General features: G+C 67.8%; 16 protein-coding genes. 4 read left to right on the forward strand and 12 right to left on the reverse strand.

The genetic code is table 11. The features are described 5' to 3' along the window. Positions 1 to 1,583: 1,583 nt before the first annotated feature. The 5 genes from OHB44_RS09705 to OHB44_RS09725 all read right to left on the reverse strand — a co-directional run bounded on the left by OHB44_RS09705 (position 1,584) and on the right by OHB44_RS09725 (position 7,102). Positions 1,584 to 1,835 (reverse strand): transposase, encoded by a 252-nt coding sequence (locus tag OHB44_RS09705; protein ID WP_330440447.1) that lies wholly within the window; start codon positions 1,833 to 1,835, stop codon positions 1,584 to 1,586. A gap of 488 nt (positions 1,836 to 2,323) precedes the next feature. Then, positions 2,324 to 2,968, reverse strand: coding sequence for a GNAT family N-acetyltransferase (locus OHB44_RS09710; RefSeq protein ID WP_330440448.1), 645 nt, complete (start codon positions 2,966 to 2,968; stop codon positions 2,324 to 2,326). 1,032 nt (positions 2,969 to 4,000) lie between these two features. After that, on the reverse strand, positions 4,001 to 4,678 hold the full coding sequence (locus OHB44_RS09715; RefSeq protein ID WP_330440449.1) for a GOLPH3/VPS74 family protein: 678 nt from the start codon (positions 4,676 to 4,678) through the stop codon (positions 4,001 to 4,003). A 10-nt stretch (positions 4,679 to 4,688) separates the two neighbouring features. Next, entirely contained in the window at positions 4,689 to 5,702 is a 1,014-nt protein-coding gene (locus OHB44_RS09720) for an acetamidase/formamidase family protein (protein WP_330440451.1), read from the reverse strand. Then, positions 5,699 to 7,102: an APC family permease gene (locus tag OHB44_RS09725; RefSeq protein WP_330440453.1), complete on the reverse strand. Its 1,404-nt coding sequence runs from the start codon at positions 7,100 to 7,102 to the stop codon at positions 5,699 to 5,701. The genes OHB44_RS09720 and OHB44_RS09725 overlap by 4 nt, the downstream gene beginning before the upstream one ends. 82 nt (positions 7,103 to 7,184) lie before the next feature. Between OHB44_RS09725 and OHB44_RS09730 the strand changes: the two genes are divergently transcribed. Continuing rightward, entirely contained in the window at positions 7,185 to 7,391 is a 207-nt protein-coding gene (locus OHB44_RS09730; protein ID WP_330440455.1) for a hypothetical protein, read from the forward strand. A gap of 487 nt (positions 7,392 to 7,878) precedes the next feature. Here the strand turns inward: OHB44_RS09730 and OHB44_RS09735 are convergent, their stop codons facing one another. Then, complete coding sequence (locus OHB44_RS09735) at positions 7,879 to 8,070, reverse strand: hypothetical protein (RefSeq protein WP_330440456.1); 192 nt, start codon at positions 8,068 to 8,070, stop codon at positions 7,879 to 7,881. 191 nt (positions 8,071 to 8,261) lie between these two features. On the opposite strand from OHB44_RS09735, the gene OHB44_RS09740 reads away from it, so the two are divergent. Further along, positions 8,262 to 9,524, forward strand: a complete 1,263-nt coding sequence (locus OHB44_RS09740) for a helix-turn-helix domain-containing protein (protein WP_330440457.1) — start codon at positions 8,262 to 8,264, stop codon at positions 9,522 to 9,524. On the opposite strand, the gene OHB44_RS09745 is transcribed toward OHB44_RS09740, so the two are convergent. After that, positions 9,521 to 10,255 (reverse strand): HAD family hydrolase, encoded by a 735-nt coding sequence (locus OHB44_RS09745; RefSeq protein ID WP_330440459.1) that lies wholly within the window; start codon positions 10,253 to 10,255, stop codon positions 9,521 to 9,523. The genes OHB44_RS09740 and OHB44_RS09745 overlap by 4 nt on opposite strands. Positions 10,256 to 10,771: 516 nt before the next feature. Here OHB44_RS09745 and OHB44_RS09750 point away from each other — a divergent pair. Both OHB44_RS09750 and OHB44_RS09755 read left to right on the forward strand, forming a co-directional pair. Continuing rightward, positions 10,772 to 11,755: a DUF5954 family protein gene (locus tag OHB44_RS09750; protein ID WP_330440460.1), complete on the forward strand. Its 984-nt coding sequence runs from the start codon at positions 10,772 to 10,774 to the stop codon at positions 11,753 to 11,755. Between the two features lie 134 nt (positions 11,756 to 11,889). Then, entirely contained in the window at positions 11,890 to 12,432 is a 543-nt protein-coding gene (locus OHB44_RS09755) for an AAA family ATPase (protein ID WP_330440461.1), read from the forward strand. Here OHB44_RS09755 and OHB44_RS09760 read toward each other — a convergent pair whose 3' ends face one another. The 5 genes from OHB44_RS09760 to OHB44_RS09780 form a co-directional block, all read right to left on the reverse strand. Further along, the gene (locus OHB44_RS09760; RefSeq protein WP_330440463.1) at positions 12,433 to 13,359 is read right to left on the reverse strand and encodes a sugar phosphate nucleotidyltransferase; all 927 of its coding nucleotides are present in this window, start codon (positions 13,357 to 13,359) and stop codon (positions 12,433 to 12,435) included. Between the two features lie 84 nt (positions 13,360 to 13,443). After that, positions 13,444 to 15,573, reverse strand: a complete 2,130-nt coding sequence (locus OHB44_RS09765; RefSeq protein ID WP_330440464.1) for a hypothetical protein — start codon at positions 15,571 to 15,573, stop codon at positions 13,444 to 13,446. Continuing rightward, on the reverse strand, positions 15,570 to 17,159 hold the full coding sequence (locus tag OHB44_RS09770) for a hypothetical protein (RefSeq protein WP_330440466.1): 1,590 nt from the start codon (positions 17,157 to 17,159) through the stop codon (positions 15,570 to 15,572). Before OHB44_RS09770 ends, OHB44_RS09765 begins: the two co-directional genes overlap by 4 nt. Further along, positions 17,156 to 18,211 (reverse strand): Ldh family oxidoreductase, encoded by a 1,056-nt coding sequence (locus OHB44_RS09775; RefSeq protein WP_330440467.1) that lies wholly within the window; start codon positions 18,209 to 18,211, stop codon positions 17,156 to 17,158. Before OHB44_RS09775 ends, OHB44_RS09770 begins: the two co-directional genes overlap by 4 nt. After that, a complete protein-coding gene (locus OHB44_RS09780) occupies positions 18,205 to 19,674 on the reverse strand; it encodes a glycoside hydrolase family 3 N-terminal domain-containing protein (protein ID WP_330440468.1) in 1,470 nt (489 codons plus the stop codon). The genes OHB44_RS09775 and OHB44_RS09780 overlap by 7 nt, the downstream gene beginning before the upstream one ends. Positions 19,675 to 20,014 lie beyond the last annotated feature (340 nt).

A 20,014-nucleotide genomic window follows, 5' to 3' on the forward strand; every position in this document is an offset into this window, starting at 1 on the left:
TCAACGCACTGTTTCACGCTGACCTACGACGAACTTGATCCCGTGCGGGCAACTGCGGACGCTCGCCGATCGCCTCCGCCACTTCACCTCGAAGGTCTGCAAGCTCGAAAAGCTGCCGACCGGCGAAGCGGCCTCGACAGCCCTCTGCGGTGTCAGCTCCGCCGAACGACCATCAGGCAAAACCCGGTGCCGTCGGCTCAACCCCAGCGGCCCGACCACCGGCCGTAGGAACGCCACCGACGTACCGCCAGGCAAATGCCATGCTGCCCCGATCGCCTTGACCAGACTAGGCGCTGACACCCGCCGCGCGCACCTCCAACGGCACCGCCGGCCGAACAAGGGGAGATCTCGCACGGCCTCAAACGCTACGTCGCTGACGGATTCTTCAAGTGCTCTATCAGAGCAGACATAGGGGTACTGAACGGTCCGTGTTGCAGTGTCTGTTCCTGGTGGCCCGGCCCTTGGAACCGATCCGGGAACCGCCGAACCTGGTGGACGATGCGCTGAAACCCCAGGTTGGAACGCCTTCGCCATCACCTTCAATGACCGTTGTGCACTAGCCGAAACATGCCAGCCAAGATTGTTGGAAGCACCGTTGGCGAGACGGTCCCGCAATGCCCGGTGTGCTCTACAGCCCGGCAGTAAAATCAGGACAATATGAAGCGGTTACCGCCAAGTGCGGCCTGGGTCGTGTAGCCCAGCGAGACCGACAAGTATAGGCCGCAGAGGCAGAGTAAGGTTATCGATCACGAGGACCTTTCCTGGACTGGCGTCCCAAAAATGATTACGAACCTGGTATATGTAACCCTCCTCGTCCACGCCGTCAAGACATTGAACACCAGACCCTCTTCCGCCGTCACCGTCGATAGTGTCCTGGTAGGTGAGGAACCAAGCCACGGTGGTCGCCCCAGGGGGAAACCCAGGAGGCTGCGGTACCGTACGCAGGATTAGGCGTGCCTCTTCCAAGGCGGCCACAGCCTGTTCTGGGCGTTGACCCCAGCACGGGATAATCAAGGGAACCTGAAAGTCACGCATCCCGTGGTGTGCTGAAATTCCGGGCCGCATCGGCACATTCCACATTCGTACACCAGACAAAACTGGAGTTCGGTTTCGGTTATCGGCGGTAGCCATAGCTTGAATACCGAGAAAGACTCCACAAAGTTGCGCAACGATCAGTGGGTCGGGCATCAAATCCTCCATGTGAGCATTGCTGGGCACCGGGTTCGCCGCAGTCGTGTCAATCACCGTTACCTCGGTGATTGAAATCCCACTTTGTCGAGTTGCCAAGTCGTCTGGAGGAAAGCTAGCGCGGACGCTCCTGCGTCGCCGAGCCCAGATCCTTTGGATGACGCGCACAGTGCTCTGTCTGATGGGTGGGACAGATGCGGCAGCCGTCAATCGTGATCAAGGCTGGAGCTCCGGGGTGTGGTGGCGCGCGTAGTGGGATCACACTCGGTGCTGGCTCACCTGGGCAGTCACTGCCCACCACAACAACCAGGATCGGCCGTTGAATTTACCCCCGGGCCAGAGCGAGCTGTGCTCTGCCCGGGCTGCAAACGAATCGTCTTACGCCGCCGACGACCTTACGATGGTGTGGGCTGAGGGTCTTGAGCGGGTGCCACCGGTCGATGACCTAGTCCTTGTCGGGTGCGCCTTGCGGCGCCGTCGGCCTGGCGGCAGATAATCTGGACTCCGGGGTGCTCGCGCAGCCACGCGGTGAGGGTGTCGGAGGTTCGATCGGGTATGACGTCAACCGGCCGGTGGGTGTGCGTCTCGAGAAGCACGGTCGCGTATCGGTGCCAACGGCGTCGAGCGAAGTCGTCCACCCCCAGCACCTTGGTGGCACCGGCGGCAGTTCAGGCATCCGCCGGATCATCGGAACCAACGCCATCCGAGACACCGACACCGCCAACCTATGCGCCAACCGGCTATCCGGTCGGACGCCCAACGTGACCGCGGCCAGTCGTGGTGGCTGACCGACACTACGGGCTTGGGGGCCTTCTACTGCTCTAGAGAGGCGCAAGCCGCACTCAACACCGTAAGCGGAGGCCCTCACGTTGATTGACGGGCGACGGCTGAGGATCGAGGAAAAATAGCTTGCTGGTACGAACGAGCACGTTGCTGTGTCCCTTCACTTCGACGGCGCGCTTACGCCACACAAGATGGCCGTCGCCGGCACAACGCCGTTGTGGAGTGGGCGCCGGCGACGAGAGGCAAACTGTCTCTCACTCCGAGACGTAGGCGATGGGAACCGTTCCGTTATCTTGCAGTCAGCAGATCAACGGCCAGTTGTCATCCTTTCCGAGTGACGGATGGGTTGTGGTCAACGGCCGGGTTGGCTGGCCTGGGCGCCGGTCGTGCTGGTTTTGCTGGTTGGCCAGATCTCACCGTGGCGAGGGCTGCGGCGCATGGAACAGACGACTAGGCCTTCGGGTAGGTCAATCGCCGGTCCTGGGGTGTAGCCATGCCGAACATGCAGACGCTGGGCATCGAGGGTGGTGCTCGTCCAGGACAACAGATTCACATTGTCGAGTCGGCTGCGATGATGGTTGAGTAATGCCGTGCCGTGTCCAGTCCGCCTCGCGGACGGCTGAACGGCGAGGAATGCTAGGTGGTAGTGGGGCTCGGTAGGTCGCTCCTTCGCGAGCAGCCGATCGAGTAGGTCGAAGCGGTAGCTGTGAGGGCCTGCGAAGTGGCCCATGCGGGTCGGGTAGTTCGCCGGTGGCGGGATGGGCCGATATCGGTGGAAGCCGACGGCGGCGGCGTCGTCGGTGAGGTAGATGTCGCCGTAGAACATTGCGTGTTCGACCCAGATGCCGAGGACATCGGTGAGGATCCGGCGCCGTGGGCCTGGGTCGGGGATCAGCCATGTTGCGATAGGACTGGAGTTGAGTGCGTCCGCGATGAGTGCGGCGACGTGGTCTTTGTCCGCCCAGCGGGCGGCGCGGATGCGCGGGACAGTGTCCATAATTGGTTTCCCTCGAGTCTGTTGGTGACGCGGATCAGGAGTTGCGTCGCTAGCGGTTTCGTGTGGGTGTGGGAGAGGTACAGGAGGTAGTCGTCGGCGGGCGCCGGTCCGGCCGCTGCCGGGTGGTGGTGTGGGTGCGGCTCTTTCGTAGGCGAGTAGTTCGCCGGTGGCGGGGTTCAGGATCAGCAAGGAGCGGATGGCGTCGGAGGTGGCGCTGACGCCGACGCCGGTTCGGCCCGCCCTGTCGGCCACCAAGCGGTGGTACGTGATCCCTGAGGTGTCTCGCAGGACGGTGAGGACGGCGGTGCGGGCGGCTTGGTTGGGGGTGCGCCAGCCGAGCAGGCTGGCGAGGCCGCGAATGATGGCGGTGGGTCCGAGCAATCGGGGTGGCGTCGATGTGCGCGGTGAGAGCTGCCGGGTCGGGGGCGATCGTTCCGATGGGTCCGTCCAGGTCCCCGGGCTCGTAGATGCTGTCGTCGGCGGGCCGCTGACTGATGGGGTAGCGGCTGCGGACGACGCGTCCGGAGGCATCGTCGGCGCGCCAGCGTTGCTCTTCGAAGAGCACGATCCGCGTGGTGGTGCTGTTGCCGGCGATCGTAGTGTCCGTGGCCCATTGCAGCAGATGGACGTAGGAGAAGCGGCCCGGGATGGCATCGCAGCCGGACGGCCCAACCGTCACCGCTTCCAGAGCCTCCCACGCCGGCGTCGACGCCGGCAGGCGCGTCGGCGATGGGTCGAGTTTCTGCTGTGCATGGGCCTCGAGCTGTGCCGCGGTGAGGGCGGCAGGTGACAGACAGGGCGACACGGCCGGCCGGGACGCGGCGGTGCTGAAAGGCGACGGTTGCGATTGGGCTGACCTGGCGGCGCCCGTCCAGTTGGGGATAGCGGTGGCGGTGGCGAGGAGGCTGAGCGCGCAGGCGGCGGCAGTGACTTTGACGGCTCGGCGGCCCACCGGGTGGGGCGTCTCGGTCGCGGGTCGCATGTGGGGCAGGTTGTTCACGGTGAGCTTTCTCGAGGTGAGGTGGATTGGGGCTAGCGGTAGGCGGCGGTGGTGAGGTCCCCGACGGCGGCGTCGACGGCGGCGGTGATGTCGCGTACCGGCTGGTAGTGCTGCCCGGCGATGGCCTTCAATCGAGTGGTCAGGGTGGTGGTGTCGTCGTCGAGGTAGAGGTGGCTGGTGAGGCCAAGGTCGGCGACGAGGCCGGCGAGAGCGGCGGTGTGGTTGTCGGGTTGTTCGCGGCCAGCCGCGAGGTAGCGCAGGCGGGAGCGGGCGATGACGGCCCATTTGCTGTCGGTGGCGAGGTAGGTGTCGGTGCGCACGAGGCCGCCGAGGCGCCGTCGGGTGTGGTGACGCAGGATCCCGCCGGCGACAAGTCCGGCGCGGGTGCGGTCATACAGGTCGTCGGAGAACCCCCGCAGCCACCCCCGCAGCGGTGGGTGGGCGTGGCGGACGGTCGCGATCGCGGCGTCAGCGATCAGATCGCCGACCAACCGGTCGACGTACGGGTGGATCCGATGGTGGCTGGCCGGGCGGGTGTCGTCGTTCGGGTCGAGGGTCACCCGCCCGGCCAGGTACAGGTCGATCAGGACCGCACCCGCGAGGCCGAGGGCGAGGGTCTGCCGGTGCACGTGGGGGTGTCCGGTGTCGTCGTCGTGGCCGAGGAGGAACAGCTCATCGCGCAACGGCAGGCGCGGGATCGACGTAGTCATTCGAGGGCTCTTACCGCAGCCCGGCGGTGAGCCGCCGCAGCCGCTCGTGTGTCCCGCCATAGGCGGGTCCAGGGGCGGGGAGCAGGGTTTTGTCGATGGCGGCGAGGACGGTGTAGTTGGGGTCGCACACGTTGCCGATCGGCGCCCGCCCCGCCTGCGACACCAGTTGGTAGGCGTCCAGGGTTTCCAGGCCGGTCAGCGCGCTGGTCCATCCAACGAGGTCGTGCTGGGCGATGCGGTAGGCGTCCTCCAACGGGCGGACGCAGCCGATGGACAGGATGCCCCGGTCGGTCTCCAACCGAGGCCACGGCGTGCTGACGCCTTTGATGACGTCGATGGCGAGGGTGGTGGTCGTAGCGATCTCTACGCCGACGCCGCAGGCCTCGCCCTCGCCTTGGCGGGCGTGCCCGTCGCCGAGGGCGAGCATCGCCCCGTGGACGTTCACCCCGAGGTAGAGGGTGGTGCCGGCGCGCAGGTGTGGGGTGTCGAGGTTCCCGCCGTGGGTGTCGGGCACGAGTGTGGATCGGGCTTCGAACGCGCCGGGGGCGACTCCGATCGTGCCGATCATCGGGTCCAGTGGCAGGTCCACGGTGTGGTCGCTGCGGGTGGCCTCGAACCGTACGGTCCCGGCATGCCGGTCGATGCCGTACACCCACACCCGCTCCTCCAGTGGAGGCTGGAGGGTGGCGGTGTGGGTGGTGGACGTCAGTGCCCCGAAGTGCGGGAACGTCGAGGACACACCCCAGTCCCGGGCTGGGACGATAGAGGCGAGGTGGACGGCGAGGGTGTCGCCGGGCTCGGCGTCCTCGACGAAGAACGGCCCGGACACAGGATTGAGGTACGGCATGCGGCACACCTGCGACGGCAGGTCCGCCGGCCCCCTCACGAGACCACCGAAGCAGTCCTCCGTCGCGACGGTGAACACGTCACCGCCGCGCACGTGCGCCACCGGCATCCGACCGCCGAAGGTGTACGCCAGATCGTCCCGAGCCGGCCGGTAGGTGAACGTGTCCATGCCGGTCACACCCGCTCCACGTGACGCGCCTGCGGCTGCGCGGGCGCCAACCCCGACAGTGCCGGTCGGCGGCCCGACAGGTACAAGCCGGCCAGGATGATGACGCCGAGGGCGAGCCAGGCCAGGCCGAGGCGCTGGGCGGCGATGTTGGCGTTGACCACCACCCACACCAAGATCGCGAAGCCGACGGCTGGCATGACCAGGTGCGCCCACCAGTTATCGCTGCGCCGCCGGATGAGGTGGTGCACCACGACGGAGACGTGCAGGACCAGGAACGCGACCATCGCCCCGAAGTTGATCAGCGAGGACAGCAGGGTGATCCCATCCGCCCGGGTGGCCATGTACAGGCCCAGCGCTAGGGACACCGCGCCGGTGAGTAGCGTCGCGTTGATCGGCACGTTGCGCCGGATCGACACCTTCGCCAGGAACGCCGGCAGCTGCCGGTCCCGGGCCATCGCGTACAGCAGCCGAGACGTGGCGACCTGCGCGACCATCGAGTTCGGCAACCCCCACGCAATCGCCGTCGCCACCGCGCACACCGTCGCCAACCAACCCCCACCAGCCACCGCGGCGGCGTCGTAGAACGCGGTCCCGTTCGGATCACCCTCGGCCACCAGCGCGGTCGGGTCGGGGACGAGCATCGCGGCCAGCCACGTCTGCGCGACGAACAGCACCCCCGCCAGTACGAGGACCGCAGCCATCGCGCGGCCGATCTGACGGGAGCCGCCCTTGGTCTCCTCCGCCAACATCGAGATGCCGTCGAAACCGAGGAAGGACAAGACCGCGATCGACACCGCCCCCGCCACCAGAGACCAGGTGAACGTGTCGGAGTTGTAGAACGCCGCCCAACTGAACCGGCCCCTGCCCGAGGCGAGGGCCCAGCCGGCGACGGCCAGGAACACCCCCAGCACGATCAGCTCGCCGATCAACATCACCCGCGTTACCACCGCGGTCATGCGGATCCCCACCGAGTTGACGATCGTGTTGAGCGCGACGAAGCCGAGGAGCCACGACCACACCGGCACCGCCGGGACCGTGGCGTGCATCGCCACCGACGCCACCAGGTACAACAGCCCCGGTACGAGGACGTAGTCGAGGAGGATCACCCAGCCGGCGAGGAACCCGACCGGCGGGCTGATGCCGCGCCCTGCGTAGTTGTAGACGCTGCCCGACATCGGGAACGCCTTGACCATCTGCGCGTACGAGAACGCCGTGAACACCAACGCCACCACACCGATCACGTACGCCAGGGCGACCATCCCGCCGGAGCCGGCGTAGACGCTGCCGAAGATCGCCATCGGTGCGATCGGCACCATGTACACCAACCCGTACGCGACCAGATCTCGGAACCTCAACTGACGAGACAACTCCTGGCGGTATCCATAGCGGGCCAAATCCTGCTCGTACATGACACCCTCCGGCGGGTTTCAATAATCAGTGAATGCAATATTGCGTCTGCCAAATACGCCGACCGAGTGAAGCAGGCCATCGATGCACCTGCTCGTGGACAGGCCCGTCGGCGGAGAGTTGCCGGCCGGTCGACGCCAGCAAATGCGGCGCGATGACCGAATGCGCCACCAGCGGTGGGATCAGCAGGGCATGAGCCTCTTGGCAACAGGTACGGCGAACCTTCCCTCGGTGAGTTGGCATCGCTGGCTGGGTGACTACAGCGAAGCGGCGGCGATGACACCGGCATAGAGCGACCTAAGACGAAATTGATCAATGTCGGCCAGTCCTGCCAAGCGGTTCTGACAATCCACTGACAATCCCGGCATCGCCGACGTCCGCCGTAGATACATGTCAGCGGATTGTCGGAGATGAACGGCAGCCAATATCGACACGGCCACCGACGACTTCCGATGTTTGAGTCAGCGCCCGCATCGACGTCGCTGGCGATGAGGGACCGCAGCCGCGATGCGGCGTGACGGTCTGCCGTGTCCACGACCCCTTGGGAGGGCATGCACCATGACCAGTTCATCCATGCTGGAGGCCGGAGAGGTTGGCCGTCGGGCCGCCGAGATCCTCTACAAGATGCAGGCGCACCCGGCCTACGGCCGGCTGCAGAGCTCGTCGACGAAGTACTCCACCTGCTGGGCCACATTCACCGGCTATCCCGCAATCAGCCGTTGGTCGCTGGAGCGCGATGCCGCTCCGCTGCTGGACGAAGCGCTGCGCGTGCTGGCGCTCAAAGCTGCCGTGTTCGATTTTTCGACATCCCGTACGTCCAGCCGGCTGGCGCGTACGCCTGGTCGTCCTGTACCGACGGCTCTGTCAACGCCACCTGCCGCTGGGCGAGCGCCTTGATCAGCTCACTCAGGTCGCTGACGTGGTACTTGGTCTCAACCTCATGATCATTGTTGGCTAGCGCGCGGGTCACGAGCAGGCAGCATACGAGGATCGCGATCACGCGGGTTTGAGACACCGCGACGGTGATGTCGGAACTTTGTCGGAAGAATGTTGGAACCAGCCGGCGACTACCCGACGCACGGTGCCTCTGCAGCTACAGTGCCCTCACGCCACCGCGTCTCGCCTCGCGCAGACGTCCGTCGTATCGATCCGGAGCCGCTGATGCCGAACGATTCACCGCAGGAAATCGCCGCGGCATGGCTCGCTCTTGGTCAGATGCTCGCCCGCAGCCGCAAAGTCGCCGGTTACACACAAGAGACGTTCGCGCCTCTCACCAACTACGGACGAAGCACGATCGCGAACGTGGAAACCGGACGTCAGCGAGTGGGACGAAACTTCTGGTCCCGAAGCGATGAAATCTTGCGCACCGGCGGCAGCCTGGCCCCAGAGTACGATCGAATCCGGCACATGAGCGTCGGGCAGGTGCCGAGCGGAATGCCTACACCTCAGCCGTTCGAGGTTGAGCCGGCGCAGTCGCCCTCCTCAGCTCTTGAGACGTTTGCCCTCAGGCCGCGCGGCGATTACCTGGTGGGCGAGTGGAACACTTTTTCTAATCTGACCAACATGCTTGCGCAGCAACGTCAGGCTGTGTCACCTGACGCGCTTCTGAGGCTGATTGAGGCGCACCGTGAATGCCTGTCGACGCTTTATCGCAAAGCCGGCCGTGCGCCCATCCGTGCTGATGTCGGAGCTATGCTCGGCGAAGCTTCGGTCGTCGCCAGCAGGCTGTGGAGCGCGCAGGGTAACCGGGCTCTGGCAATCGCTCACTGCGCCTACGCCCGCCAGCTGGGCGACAGGCTCGGTGACCGCCGGATCAGCGCGACCGCACGAATCTTCGAGAGCAACCTCCAAGCTGCAACGCTGATCGAAGCCGATGGTGACGTCATGATCGGCCTGCGGCTGCTCGACGAGGCCGACCAGGCATCCACAGATCTCAGCCCCGCCGCACGAGCTCGGATAGCCGCCGAGCAGGCCCAGGCCTATGCCGCCCTGCGGCTTCCACGCGAGGTTTCCGCCGCTCTGAAGCGAGCAGAAGCAGCGGTCAACGGCTTGTCACCGGCTGACTGTGTCGGTCTCTACAGCGACTGGAGCAACGCCCGCCTCCACGTCTATGCGGGCACTTGCCATCTCCTTCTTGGCCAGGCCGACCAGGCTGTAGAGGTGCTCGAAAGTGCTGTGCGAACGCTCGAACACGACCCGGAGAACGTGAACGTCGCCCTCGCAGCAGCAGTGGACCTCGCGAGCGCCTACGCCGAGGCCGGCGAGCTGGAACGATCCTGTGCCCTGCTCGGTGACACCTACAATCGGCTGAGAGCCGGCGGAAACCATCGGGGCATCGCACGAGCTCAACGTGCCCGAGAGCGGCTGGTCCGATGGCGCGACGAGCCAATTGTCCTCGAACTTGAGGAGCAGATGGCCGCCTAGCAGGCAGTCGGCGACGCGCCCGAATTCACCAGCGAACTCACGGCGGCCACCACCGTCGGTGGGTCGAGACAGTCGAGTACCAGGTCAGGTTCGTAGGATGCCAGCTCTTGACGCCCAATCCGGTGAGCGACGACAGCGACACGGAAGCCGGCGTGACGTGCGCAAGCGATATCGTTTGGCGCATCCCCGATGACGAGCGCCCCAGCGGAATCGAGCGGGACACCGTAGACCGCGGAGTAGCGCTGAGCTACGACCGCCGGGAGTTGGAAGCGGTCTCGAGCGTCTGACCCGAACCCGCCGATGCGAAGATCAAGAAACTCATCCAAGCCCGCCACGTGCAGCTTCACGTCAGCGGCCGATCGCAGGTTGCCGGTCAGCACGGTCTGAATGAAACCGAGGTCCTGCAACTCCGCGATGCTCGCTGCGGCACCTGGATACGGCGGCTGGACCTCAGCCAACTCTTGCCGACCCTCCTGCATGACCTCGGCGATGGCCTGACGGAAGGCGGGTATGCCTGCCTCCGCAGCTGACGGGTCCACGCCCGAGGCTATCGCCGTGTCGACGGCGATCGACTCGTCCGTATACCCATGCACCTTCTTGTCAGGAAAGACGACCTCAGACTGCGCGATGCCGTACGCACGAGCGATCGCACGCGTCAACCAGCGTAAGTCCGCGGGGATGAGCGTCCCGTCAACGTCCCAGATGACTAAGCCGGCGCTGCTGTGGTTCATAGAAGCATCGTCGCACGCGCACGGGCAGCCAAACCTGTCGAGCATCGCCGGCTTCGCGGCCGGGCGAGGACGGACAGACACCGGACCGAGCTGGAGTCACTGCTGGCCATCTGGTTGTCAGTGGATTGTCGCATCCGACCGACCCCCGCCTCCTGCGCCCGCCGGCCGTGCTCAGCCAGGCCGCCGGTCTCGCCCTGCTGTGGGGTGTCGTCGACGGCCCTCACGGGCTGTCGCTCGTCGTCGAGGTGGTCGACGAGGACGCCACCGGGGCCCTGCAGGGCGACTGCACGTCCTGTGCGGATCTTCCGACCACCGGACCGACGGGGCCCGTTCGTCAGCTTGCGCTTCGACGTCGGCGCGCGACGTTACGAGGGTGCGAGAAGCAACTGAACCATGAATCGAGCGGACGCCGAAGAACGCCGCAAGCCTGAACTGAGGCGAGCGCACCGATGACGCCGCCGCGGTGAAGGCGCGCCCTCGTGACACAGGCCATCGAGCCGTCACACAATTCATGGCGTGAGTGACGAAGTGCAGCCGCCGGTAGTCCTTCGGGTGCAGCAGCCCACCGACCCAGTCGGCGCGGTCACCGAGGACGACGCGGCACGGCGAACGGTGGTCTACCCGAAGATCCGGGTCGGCGCCCCACTGTTCGGCCACGCCGTGCAGGCAGAGGGCGGGCGGTGGCAGGTATTCGCCGTTGTATCGGACACCCCGCAGGCCGCGCGGGACGACCTTGCGCACCACCTCATGGAGCAGCTCGACGAGAGCATTGACCCCCCGTTGGCTGCGGAGTTGACCACCGCGCTCGGCGTCCTAAACCGGAAGAAGGTAGACGAGCTGGTGATCAGCGATCGTGTGCACCGCATCGTGCGGGTGGACACGTTCGCGCGGTTCGGCCCGGACGGGCCTGAGCCGCCCCGGCCCACCGACCGCGACCCCCGCGACGCCGCGGACCACGACAGTTTCCTCGCCCCAGAGATCGTCATCGACCCGGACGCGGCGACCGGCCTGAGTGAGGCGATGCTGCGGGTCGAGCTGATGACCGCGCACTACCCCGGCGCCCAGGTGCCCGCCGATGTATACGCCGACAGCGTCGCCGCCGTCGCCTCCCATCCGGTCGGGGTCATCCTGCCGACCCGCTACGCCGCCGCCGAATCCGTCGGCGGGTCGTGGCGGCCCTACAGCCGAGCGGTGGCCACACCGCAACTGGCCCGCGACGAGATCGCCTTCGGTCTGCGCCACATCGAACCGCGCCTGCTGAGGCTGACCGACGACCAGGCAGCCGCGTACCAACAGGCCGCCGACACCCTCGATACCAACCCCGTCGACAACGTCACGGCGCTCGGGCGTCAATTCCGGGTCACCCGCATCGAGACCCTGCTACGCATGGGCTCCAGCGGCCCCGAAATGCCCCGCCCATCGGACCCCGACCCAGACCAGCCACCGGGGGCGCGGCCCGCGAGAGCTAAGACGAGCAATGGCAACACCATCGGGTCCTGAACACCACCCAACCGGCCGCCACCCCTAGCCCAGGCTGCCGAACGCCTCACGAAGACTGTTCGGCGGACGCCGCGCAGCGGGTGATCTTCACCGGGCTCTTCAGTTGTGCACTATTAGCGCGTGAGGAGCGGTACATGCGGGTGATCTGGATCAACGGTGCGTTCGGCGCGGGGAAGACGACTCTGTCGGAGAAGTTGACTGCGGAGGATCCTCGGCTGTTGATGTTCGACGCGGAGTTGCCGGGGTTCATGGTCCGCGAGATAGTTCCGCTGCCCGCGAGTGGCGATTTCCAGGATCTGCGGGTGTGGCGTCGTAGCGTGGCGGACACGGCGATAGCACTACTGGAGGAGTACGGCCGCATTCTCGTGGTGCCGATGACGGTGGTGGTGCCGTCGTATCTTGAGGAAATTTTCGGTCGACTGCGCGCCCACAGCGTGCGCGTCGACCATTTCTTCATCGACGTGCCCTTCCGCGTCCTACAGGCTCGAATTGAGGCGCAGTCGGTCTGGCCGGATGACCCGGCTCGTGATGCGCAGGTGCGTACGTGGCGGCTGGAGCAGGTGGCCCGCTGCGCTGCCGCTCTCGGCTTGTTGCCGGCTGACACGATGGTGCTAGATGGTGAGCTGCCGGTGGCGGAGTTGGCATCGCAGGTGTTGGCGCGGTTGGCTGAATCGTGATCAGGGGCGCGGCCCAGAGACCACGATCGCCTGGGCTGCGGCGTTGTTGGCAGCGAGCCAGCCGGCAGGGTTGCCGCAGTCGTGGTACTCGCCGGTGACGGGGTGGATCAGTACGTCGTTGTCGCGGGCGAAGGCGGTGACGGCGTCGGTGGCCTGGTACTCGCCGTTCGGCGCCGGGGTCAGCTTCTGGAAGTAGGCCACGGCGTCGGCGGGTAGCAGTGTGCGGCTGATGTTGATGTACGCGGTTGGCTCGCCGTAGGTAGTCGGCTTCTCAAGCAGCTGATCGAGTAGCTGGTGCCCCTCAGATGCTCGCGGATGGAGGATGCCGTAGCGGTGGGCCTCGGCGCCGGGCACCGTGGCGGCGGCGAGCGCGGCCGGTACTCCGGCGGCGGCCCGGGCGGCGGCGAGGTCGGCCAGGTCCGATCCGCCATCGTTGCGGAGCAGGAGGTCGTCGCCGGCGACGAGGAGGAAGTCGTCGCCGGCGATGAAGTCAGCGGCAATGATGGCGGGCAGTGCGGTGCCGTATCGGTCGTCGCGTGGTTGTTCGATGAATGTGAAGTCGGCTTGGCTGTGCAGGTCGGCGAGGGGCGTGTACTTGTCCTGCCAGCCGCGCGCGGTGAAATAGTCCTTCAGGTCCCGGTCTTCGGTGAAGTAATGACGCACCTGGCGGCCGATCTCGCCAGGGGCGGTGACGATCGCGATCTCGTGGGCGCCTGCGGCGACGCAGTCAGCGACTGCGTAGGCGACGACTGGTTGGTTGAGGATCGGCAGCATGCATTTGTTGATGGTTTTGCCGATGGGGAAGAAGCGGCTACCCATGCCGGCGACGGCGATGACGGCCCTCACGTGCTTACCTTTCGGTTGGGTTGCACCGGCCGTCATGGGTGTGGCGACAGTGAGCCGGGCGGATCTGTGCAGTTTACGCATCGCACTGGTCCGATTCGGGGCACATGGGAAGGCACACGGGTGCAGGCCGCCGGCGTGTCGACGCCGGCGGCCCGCGATGATTCGTCAGCGTGAGGTGGGTGCCGTGAGCATGGTGGTGGTCGTGGGTTCGGCGGCGGCTGCGGCCAGGGATCCGGCCTGACGGATGCGGTCCCACGTCGGGGTCCGCCGTGTGTCGGGGTCGAGGCCGTGGCGCAGGGCCTGCCGGTGGACGCCGTTGAGCATGGTGTCGTAGTCGTGCGGGGTGCTCCGGTGACCTTCGACGTACTGGTGGAGGGCGGCGACGCCGACCTCGGCCACGGTGTGTCCGCAACGGGCGATGGCGGCGAGCAGGTCGGTGTCGAACGCGAGGCTGTGATCGGCGGTGAGGGGCAGTGCGGTGCGCAGGGCGGTGGCCGGGAAGGCTTTGAAGCCGGCCTGCGGGTCGGTGGCGTCGAGGTGCAGGAGGTCCCGGACGGCTCGTTGGTAAAGCCAGGTGGTGGGCGTCGGGCCCGTTGGCGGGTAGTAGCCGTGGGAGTCGGGGCGGCGGCGGGATCCGATGACGGCGCCGACGCCGGGTTGGTCGAGGGCGGCGACGTGGAGACCGAGTTGGTCCAGTGGGTAGGTGAGGTCGAGGTCGGTGTAGGCGAGGATGGTGCGGCCGGCGCCGGCGAGTTCGGTGAGGCCCCAGAGCACGATGCCACCTTTGGCGCTGGTGTCGTCGGGGCGTTGGGCGACAGACACGCGGATCTGCGGGTGGTCGACGTCGATCGCGCGGGCGGCGCGGGCCGAGGCGCCGTCGGTGCTCTCGTCGACCAGGAGGAGATCGGCGTGGGCGTCAGGACAGGCTTGCAGGAGCCAGCCCAGTTGGGCGACCTTGACGGTGAGCGCGTTGTCACTGTCCTCGGGGGTGAGGTGATGCGTCTCGGCGCGCATCGGCACGACGATGCCGAGGTCGGCGGGGACCGGCCGGGTCAGGAGGGTGGCTTTGGACCGGGCGGCCTTGATGGCGGCGATCAGGCCGTGCAGGTGCAAATCGGCGGGGATGTGGTCGTGGCGGGTCTTGGCGAGGCCGTGCACGAAGGCGATGAGGAGTTGGTCGTTGTAGTGCGGGAGCGGGCTGTGTGTCTGGTGGCCGGTGAGGTGGTCGGCGACCAGGTGCAGCAGCGCGCGGCCGGTGAGGTCGGCGGCCCAGCACGCTTCGGGGGTGGGCGGGGTGTCGGCTGATCCCCAGGTGCTGCGGACGTGGTCGGCGAGCAGGTCGTAGCCGGCCACGAGGCCGCGTTGGGTGTCGTCCCACCGTGCGCCCTCGTCCGTGAACTCGGCTGCCTGCCACGCCTGCCCCCAGCCGCCCGGCTGGACTTCGGCGGCGCGTGCGGCGGCGGCGACGTGCTGCCAACGGCGACGGACGGCAGGCCAGGCGCAGGATTGGTCCTCCCCCGCAGCGAGGATGTCGGCGGCGTTCTCGGCCAGGGCGAGGGCCTGGCTGGCTTGGACGGAGGTGTCGGCGGCGGCCGTGAGAGCGGAGTACCACAGCTCGGCGGCCAGCGTCAGTCCCCCGGTGTGGTCGGCGAGGCCACGGATCGTCTGTTCGCGCCGTGCGAGGAGCGCGGCGCGCACCTGCCGATGACTGGCGCGGTCGAGAGCGGTAGCACCCGCCAGGTCGATGGAAGCCGTCGGGACGCGGCCTGCGCGGGCGTCGAGCAATGCGAGCAGCCCGGTCTGGGCTGGACCGGCCGGGGTGCCCCCGTCCAGGATCGGAGCCAGTAGCTGTCCCAGGACCACCGGGTCCGCTGCGGCGGCGGATGCGCGGAATCGTTCACTGTCGAGGTATGCATCGTCGACCAATGCGGGCTGGTGGACGAGGGTCGCTATCGTGCGGGCGAATCGGTGACACGCGCCGGGTGAGGTTCCTTCGGGGAAGAGTCTGCCCCGCAGGGCACCGATCGCCTGCTTAGCGTCGGGCCGGTGCGCCACGAGTAGCGCGAGTGAGGTGAGGGGCAGGTCCGTTCGCTCGTCGAGCGCGCGGGCGATCCGGTCGGCGGCCCGCACGGCGGTGATCGACAGCAACGCCCGTACGGTGGCCGGTTCCGGGTCAGCGGCTGTTGCAAGGAGCACGGCGAGGTCGACGTCGTCGTCGTGGCGGTGGTCGAGCAGCGGCGACTGGGCCAGGGGCAGGAAGACCCGGGTAGGCGTGGGGCGTGCTGGGGCGGTCATCGGGTGATCCTTCCGGCGACGAGTTCGGCGGCCTGCCGGGCGGTGTGCACCGGGAAGAGCAGGTTCTGGCGCAGGAACGTTCGTTCGAACTGGCTCAGCTCGGCGTGCACGACGGTGGTGCTCTTGGTGATGTCCACCCGGGCGTCGGGCCTGCCGATGCGGGCCAGGAGGTGCCGGACCGTTTCCTCGTCCGGCGGCTGCGCTGCCGCGCACACCTCATGCTGGGCGGCAGGGCAGCGCAGGCGGCAGTTCGTGGTGGGCTGGTCGTAGTGGCCGTTGTAGTCGGGGATGTGGCTGCCGCGTTCCACCGCTCGACCGCACGAGGACCGTTTCAGGACCGCGGGGCGCCAGTCTGGGGCCACGTCGGCGTATACCTCGTCGAACGCTGCCATGATCCGCGCCTCGGTGCCGGCGGCGAGCAGCTTCTTGCCTGGGGTGAAGGAGCCTGCTGGCAGGGGCAGCCCGTAGGACATGAAGGACTGGACGTGGTCGTCGGCGAACTTCAGCCCGCCGAGGACCACGGTGCGGGCATCGGCGTCCTTGAAAGTCTGCCAGACGTGACGCAGGTGGGCATCGGTGGTGTTGAGCCCTTCGGCGATCGGCCGGTAGTACGCCAGGACGTTGATCTTCTCGGAGTGCAGGATTCGGCGCAGGAACCGCAGGCGGCGCTCGCGGTTGGGCGGCTCGATCGACTCGGGCATGGCGGCGTAGCAGACGTTGACGTCGAGGTCGACGTGGACGAGGGATTCCAAGCAGTCGATCTGCTCATCGGAGAGGGTGTACTTCGTGATGCACGAGACGCGGTTCGTCAGACCGAGCTGGTCGAGCAGCTGCAACGCGCGCCAGGTTCGCGGCCACAGCTTCGGCAGGAACGCCTCGGAGGTGGACATGTGCAGGCCGATGGGCGTGTGGTGCGGGGTGAACCACGGGTGCGACAACAGCCGCGCGACGACATCCTCCGGTTCGAGGAACCCGGTCGGCTCCCAGGAGCCGAGGTAGCCGTCGACGGTGTCGCCTTCGCGCCGGTAGCAGTAGGCGCACATCAGGGGGCAGCCGATGCCGAAGTCGGCGGACATGCCGCCCTTCATCTGCGAGATCATGTAGCTGGTGTTCAACCCGTCGGGACCGGCGGTGGCCTGGCTCGCGGCGATCTGCTCGACCGTTGCTTTCGGCGCGAATCCGGCCGGGAGCACCGACTTGAGCGCGTGCGGAGCGTCCGGCGTACCGACGACGCCGGGCCACGCGAAGGCGCAGCGCAGCGCGAATCCCAGGGTGTCGCCCTGGTCCGCGTCGAGGTGGTGGATGCGCGTGAGCGCAGCGATCGTGCGGGCGGGTAGTTCCTGCAGCGGGATGCGGCGGCCGGTGGGCTCGTGCAGCAGCCGGCCCGCAACGACGTCAGCCAGGGCACGCTCCAACGGCCCAGCGGCGAGTTCGCGCGCCGCGTCAACGACCGGGTAGGGGCCGGATAGGTCGAGGACGGCTTGCAGGCGGCGGGCGACCTCGGATCGGGCCGCACCGCGGTAGAGGGCCGGTTGGTCGGCGGCCGGTGGGCCGCCGAGGGTCGGTGTGCTGGTCGGACTGCTCACATCTGCTCCTTCTGTGATCCGGTGCTGGCTTCCAGGGGTTCGGGTTGGATCCATCCGTGGGGAGCACGGACGTTCACGCGGCGACCGGCCTCAACAAGCGCGGCGAGATCGTCGGCTTCGAGGGCGATGCCGTCCTGGCGAGCCCGGTCGCGCTGGGACCAGGCGCGATCCCCGGGCATCCGGGCGCCCTGCTCGCGCACCGCGTGAGCGACAGCGGCTACGCCGGTGGCCAGCGACTCGGCGACGACGAGACGTCGAGGGTCGACCGCTACGACCAGCAGCCCGCGGCCGTCGTCTCCTGCCGGCAAGGGGGTGCTCCCGGTCAGAGCGCCGACCAGCAGTTCCAGGACGATCGCCAGGGCTTGGCCGCGCTCGCCCACGGGCAATAGCGCCACGGCGAGGTGCGGATCGTGGACCCGATGCCCGCTCGCGTCGAGAGCGGACCCGTTGGGTAACGCCTGTCCCGAGCGGGCCAGGTGGTGCAGGCGGCCCCACGACATCGCGGCAGCGGCCAGGTCCACCAGCACCGGGCGCTGCCGGTTTGGACCTGGAATGGCGACCGCCAGTGCGCTGCTGCCCAGGACCGGCGTGCTAGTGCCTCCGTGCAGGGCCACGCTGCGCGCGGACGCCTGCGCGGCGGCCACGCCCACCAGGCCGCGCCGGGCCAGCTGCGCGGCGGGAATGCCGAGCGCGCCGACATGACCGGCCCGACGAACGGTCACAGCGGCGATGCCACAGCGCCGGGCACGGAGCATCGCTGCGGCGACCGCCAAGCGGGCGGCTACCGGTCCCGGAGCCAGGTCGGCGTCCACGACCAGGACCGCTTCCTCGTCCTGCACGATCCGAACCAGGGGACGCGGGTTCAGGCGCCCGGTGCGCAGCTTGTCCAGGTAGCCGGGGGCCAATCGGCTGCCGTGGCCGGCGATGCCGCGAAGGTCGGCCTCCACGTGGGTATCGGCCATCACTCGCGCCCCGGCTCGGGTCATCCCCGCTGAGTGATAGAGACGCTGCAAGAACGTGGTCAACTGGCCAGCCGAAACCCGAGTCACCACGACGCACCGGCGACGGGTACGACACCGTGGGCGCGGCCGTCGCCGAGCAGGATTCGGGCCACCGCCGCGACAGAAGCCCGGTGTGGACTGAACGCGGCCACCAACACCGGCGCGGGCGAACCAGCCAGGTCGTCCACGTCACCGAACGCGACGTGGACCACCGTCCGGCCGCACTCGACCAGCCGGGTGGCTTCCTGGGCAGCTCTGCTCGGACCCGCGGTTGTGGTGCGGGTGTCATAGCCGTACACGATCACCGGGCCGGCTGTTGGCACTGGAGCGCCGACCGGCACCTGCACCACGCCGTGGTGCGCGGCGAGCAGCGCGGGCAGATAGTCCGGCGTGTAGCGGGCACTGTCGGCGCGCCGCTGCCCTTCGTCAGGCACCCGCACCAAGGCCAGCACCTTGCCGGACGGCACGTCCAGCGGAAGGGGCCGGTCTCCACGCACCACCGCCACCGAACGGTCGGCGATCTGTTCCGTCGCACGCCAGGCCGCCGCGTTCGCGGACCGCCAGTCCGGCCGGACCGAGCCGGGCGTCAGGCCGTATCGCCGATGCAGCTCCTGCACACGCTCCACGGCCTCGCCAATCCGCCGGCGATCGATCACGCCCTGCTCGACCGCCGCCGTCAGCGCCTGCACCACCTGCGCGCGGCGCCGACCTGCCGCCGACGAGCTGCGCCCCCGGGAAACCTCCGAGTCCAGCATCACGATGTCCACCCCGGCCTCCACTGCGGCGACCGCCGCCCCGGCCAGGCCACCCAGCGGCTCGTGCACCGCCCGAATCGACAAGTTCTCGCTCACCACCACACCGCCGAAGCCCAGCTCGTCACGCAACAGGCCAAGCACGCGCGGCGATGCCAACGCCGGCTTGTTGTCCACCGCGAGCACGGTGTGACTGCCGACCATCACGCACGCCACCTGCGCGTCAATCGCCGCCCGGAACGGCAGCAACGCACCCTGGTCGAGTCGGTCGACCACCGGCGCGACGTGGTGCGGGTCCCCACCAACCCCGCCCAGCCCAGGAAAGTGCTTGGCGGTCGCCGCGACGCCAGCCGCCTGTACTCCGCGCACGAAAGCTGCCGCCAACAGCCCAACCCGTTCAGGATCGGAGCCGAAGGAGCGAGCGCCAACGGCAGCAGCTGCAGGCCACCCCGTGATGTCGCACACCGGCGCCAAATTCCAGGTCAACCCCACCGACCGGAGCTGCTCACCGATCGCCGTCCCTGCCAGCTCGGCCAGGTCCTCGTCCACCGCTGCCCCAAGCGCCAGATTCCCTGGCAACTGGGCCACGCCTGGCCAGTCCAGCGCGTTCAGCCGGCCGCCCTCCTGATTCACGCTCAGCAACAGCGGCAGCGGACCGGCTGAGTTCTCGCTCGCCGTCCGGATGACCTGGCTCAACCGCGCCGGGCCTGCGACGACGGCTTTACTAATCCGGCCCGGCTCACTACCGGCCTGCTCGTGCACTGACTGAACGCAACCGACGGGCCCAAGCGATATCCGGCCGGGACGCACCAGCAGATCAATGTCAGCGGTAAGGGCGGGATCGACTCCTACCGGCTGGCCGGGAAATGGACGTGGCATGGCAGCTCTCCCTTGCGACCGCAGGTCGACTGATGGGCATCAACTGCAGGACGTCTGGAGTGACAACCGAGGCCCTGACCCTGCCCACACATCGACCTTTGTCGGTTCCGAGCGCCTGGGGGAGGCGTCGACGGAGTGCCATCGGTGCCGCTCGCTCGGAACCTGGTGCGGATGGTGCGCTTCGGTCCCCGCCACTGACCGTGGCCGCTACTGTCAGGCCCGC

This window comes from Micromonospora sp. NBC_00821, assembly GCF_036347035.1.
Taxonomy (GTDB): domain Bacteria; phylum Actinomycetota; class Actinomycetes; order Mycobacteriales; family Micromonosporaceae; genus Micromonospora; species Micromonospora hortensis.

What these genes read in the sequence shown, in the direction of transcription:
- OHB44_RS09725 (WP_330440453.1), bottom strand. Translation starts at nt 7,102, where the DNA reads ATGTACGAGCAGGATTTGGCCCGCTATGGATACCGCCAGGAGTTGTCT.
- OHB44_RS09710 (WP_330440448.1), bottom strand. Translation starts at nt 2,968, where the DNA reads ATGGACACTGTCCCGCGCATCCGCGCCGCCCGCTGGGCGGACAAAGAC.
- OHB44_RS09760 (WP_330440463.1), bottom strand. Translation starts at nt 13,359, where the DNA reads ATGCGTAAACTGCACAGATCCGCCCGGCTCACTGTCGCCACACCCATG.
- OHB44_RS09730 (WP_330440455.1), top strand. Translation starts at nt 7,185, where the DNA reads ATGCACCTGCTCGTGGACAGGCCCGTCGGCGGAGAGTTGCCGGCCGGT.
- OHB44_RS09740 (WP_330440457.1), top strand. Translation starts at nt 8,262, where the DNA reads ATGCCGAACGATTCACCGCAGGAAATCGCCGCGGCATGGCTCGCTCTT.
- OHB44_RS09715 (WP_330440449.1), bottom strand. Translation starts at nt 4,678, where the DNA reads ATGACTACGTCGATCCCGCGCCTGCCGTTGCGCGATGAGCTGTTCCTC.
- OHB44_RS09765 (WP_330440464.1), bottom strand. Translation starts at nt 15,573, where the DNA reads ATGACCGCCCCAGCACGCCCCACGCCTACCCGGGTCTTCCTGCCCCTG.
- OHB44_RS09755 (WP_330440461.1), top strand. Translation starts at nt 11,890, where the DNA reads ATGCGGGTGATCTGGATCAACGGTGCGTTCGGCGCGGGGAAGACGACT.
- OHB44_RS09745 (WP_330440459.1), bottom strand. Translation starts at nt 10,255, where the DNA reads ATGAACCACAGCAGCGCCGGCTTAGTCATCTGGGACGTTGACGGGACG.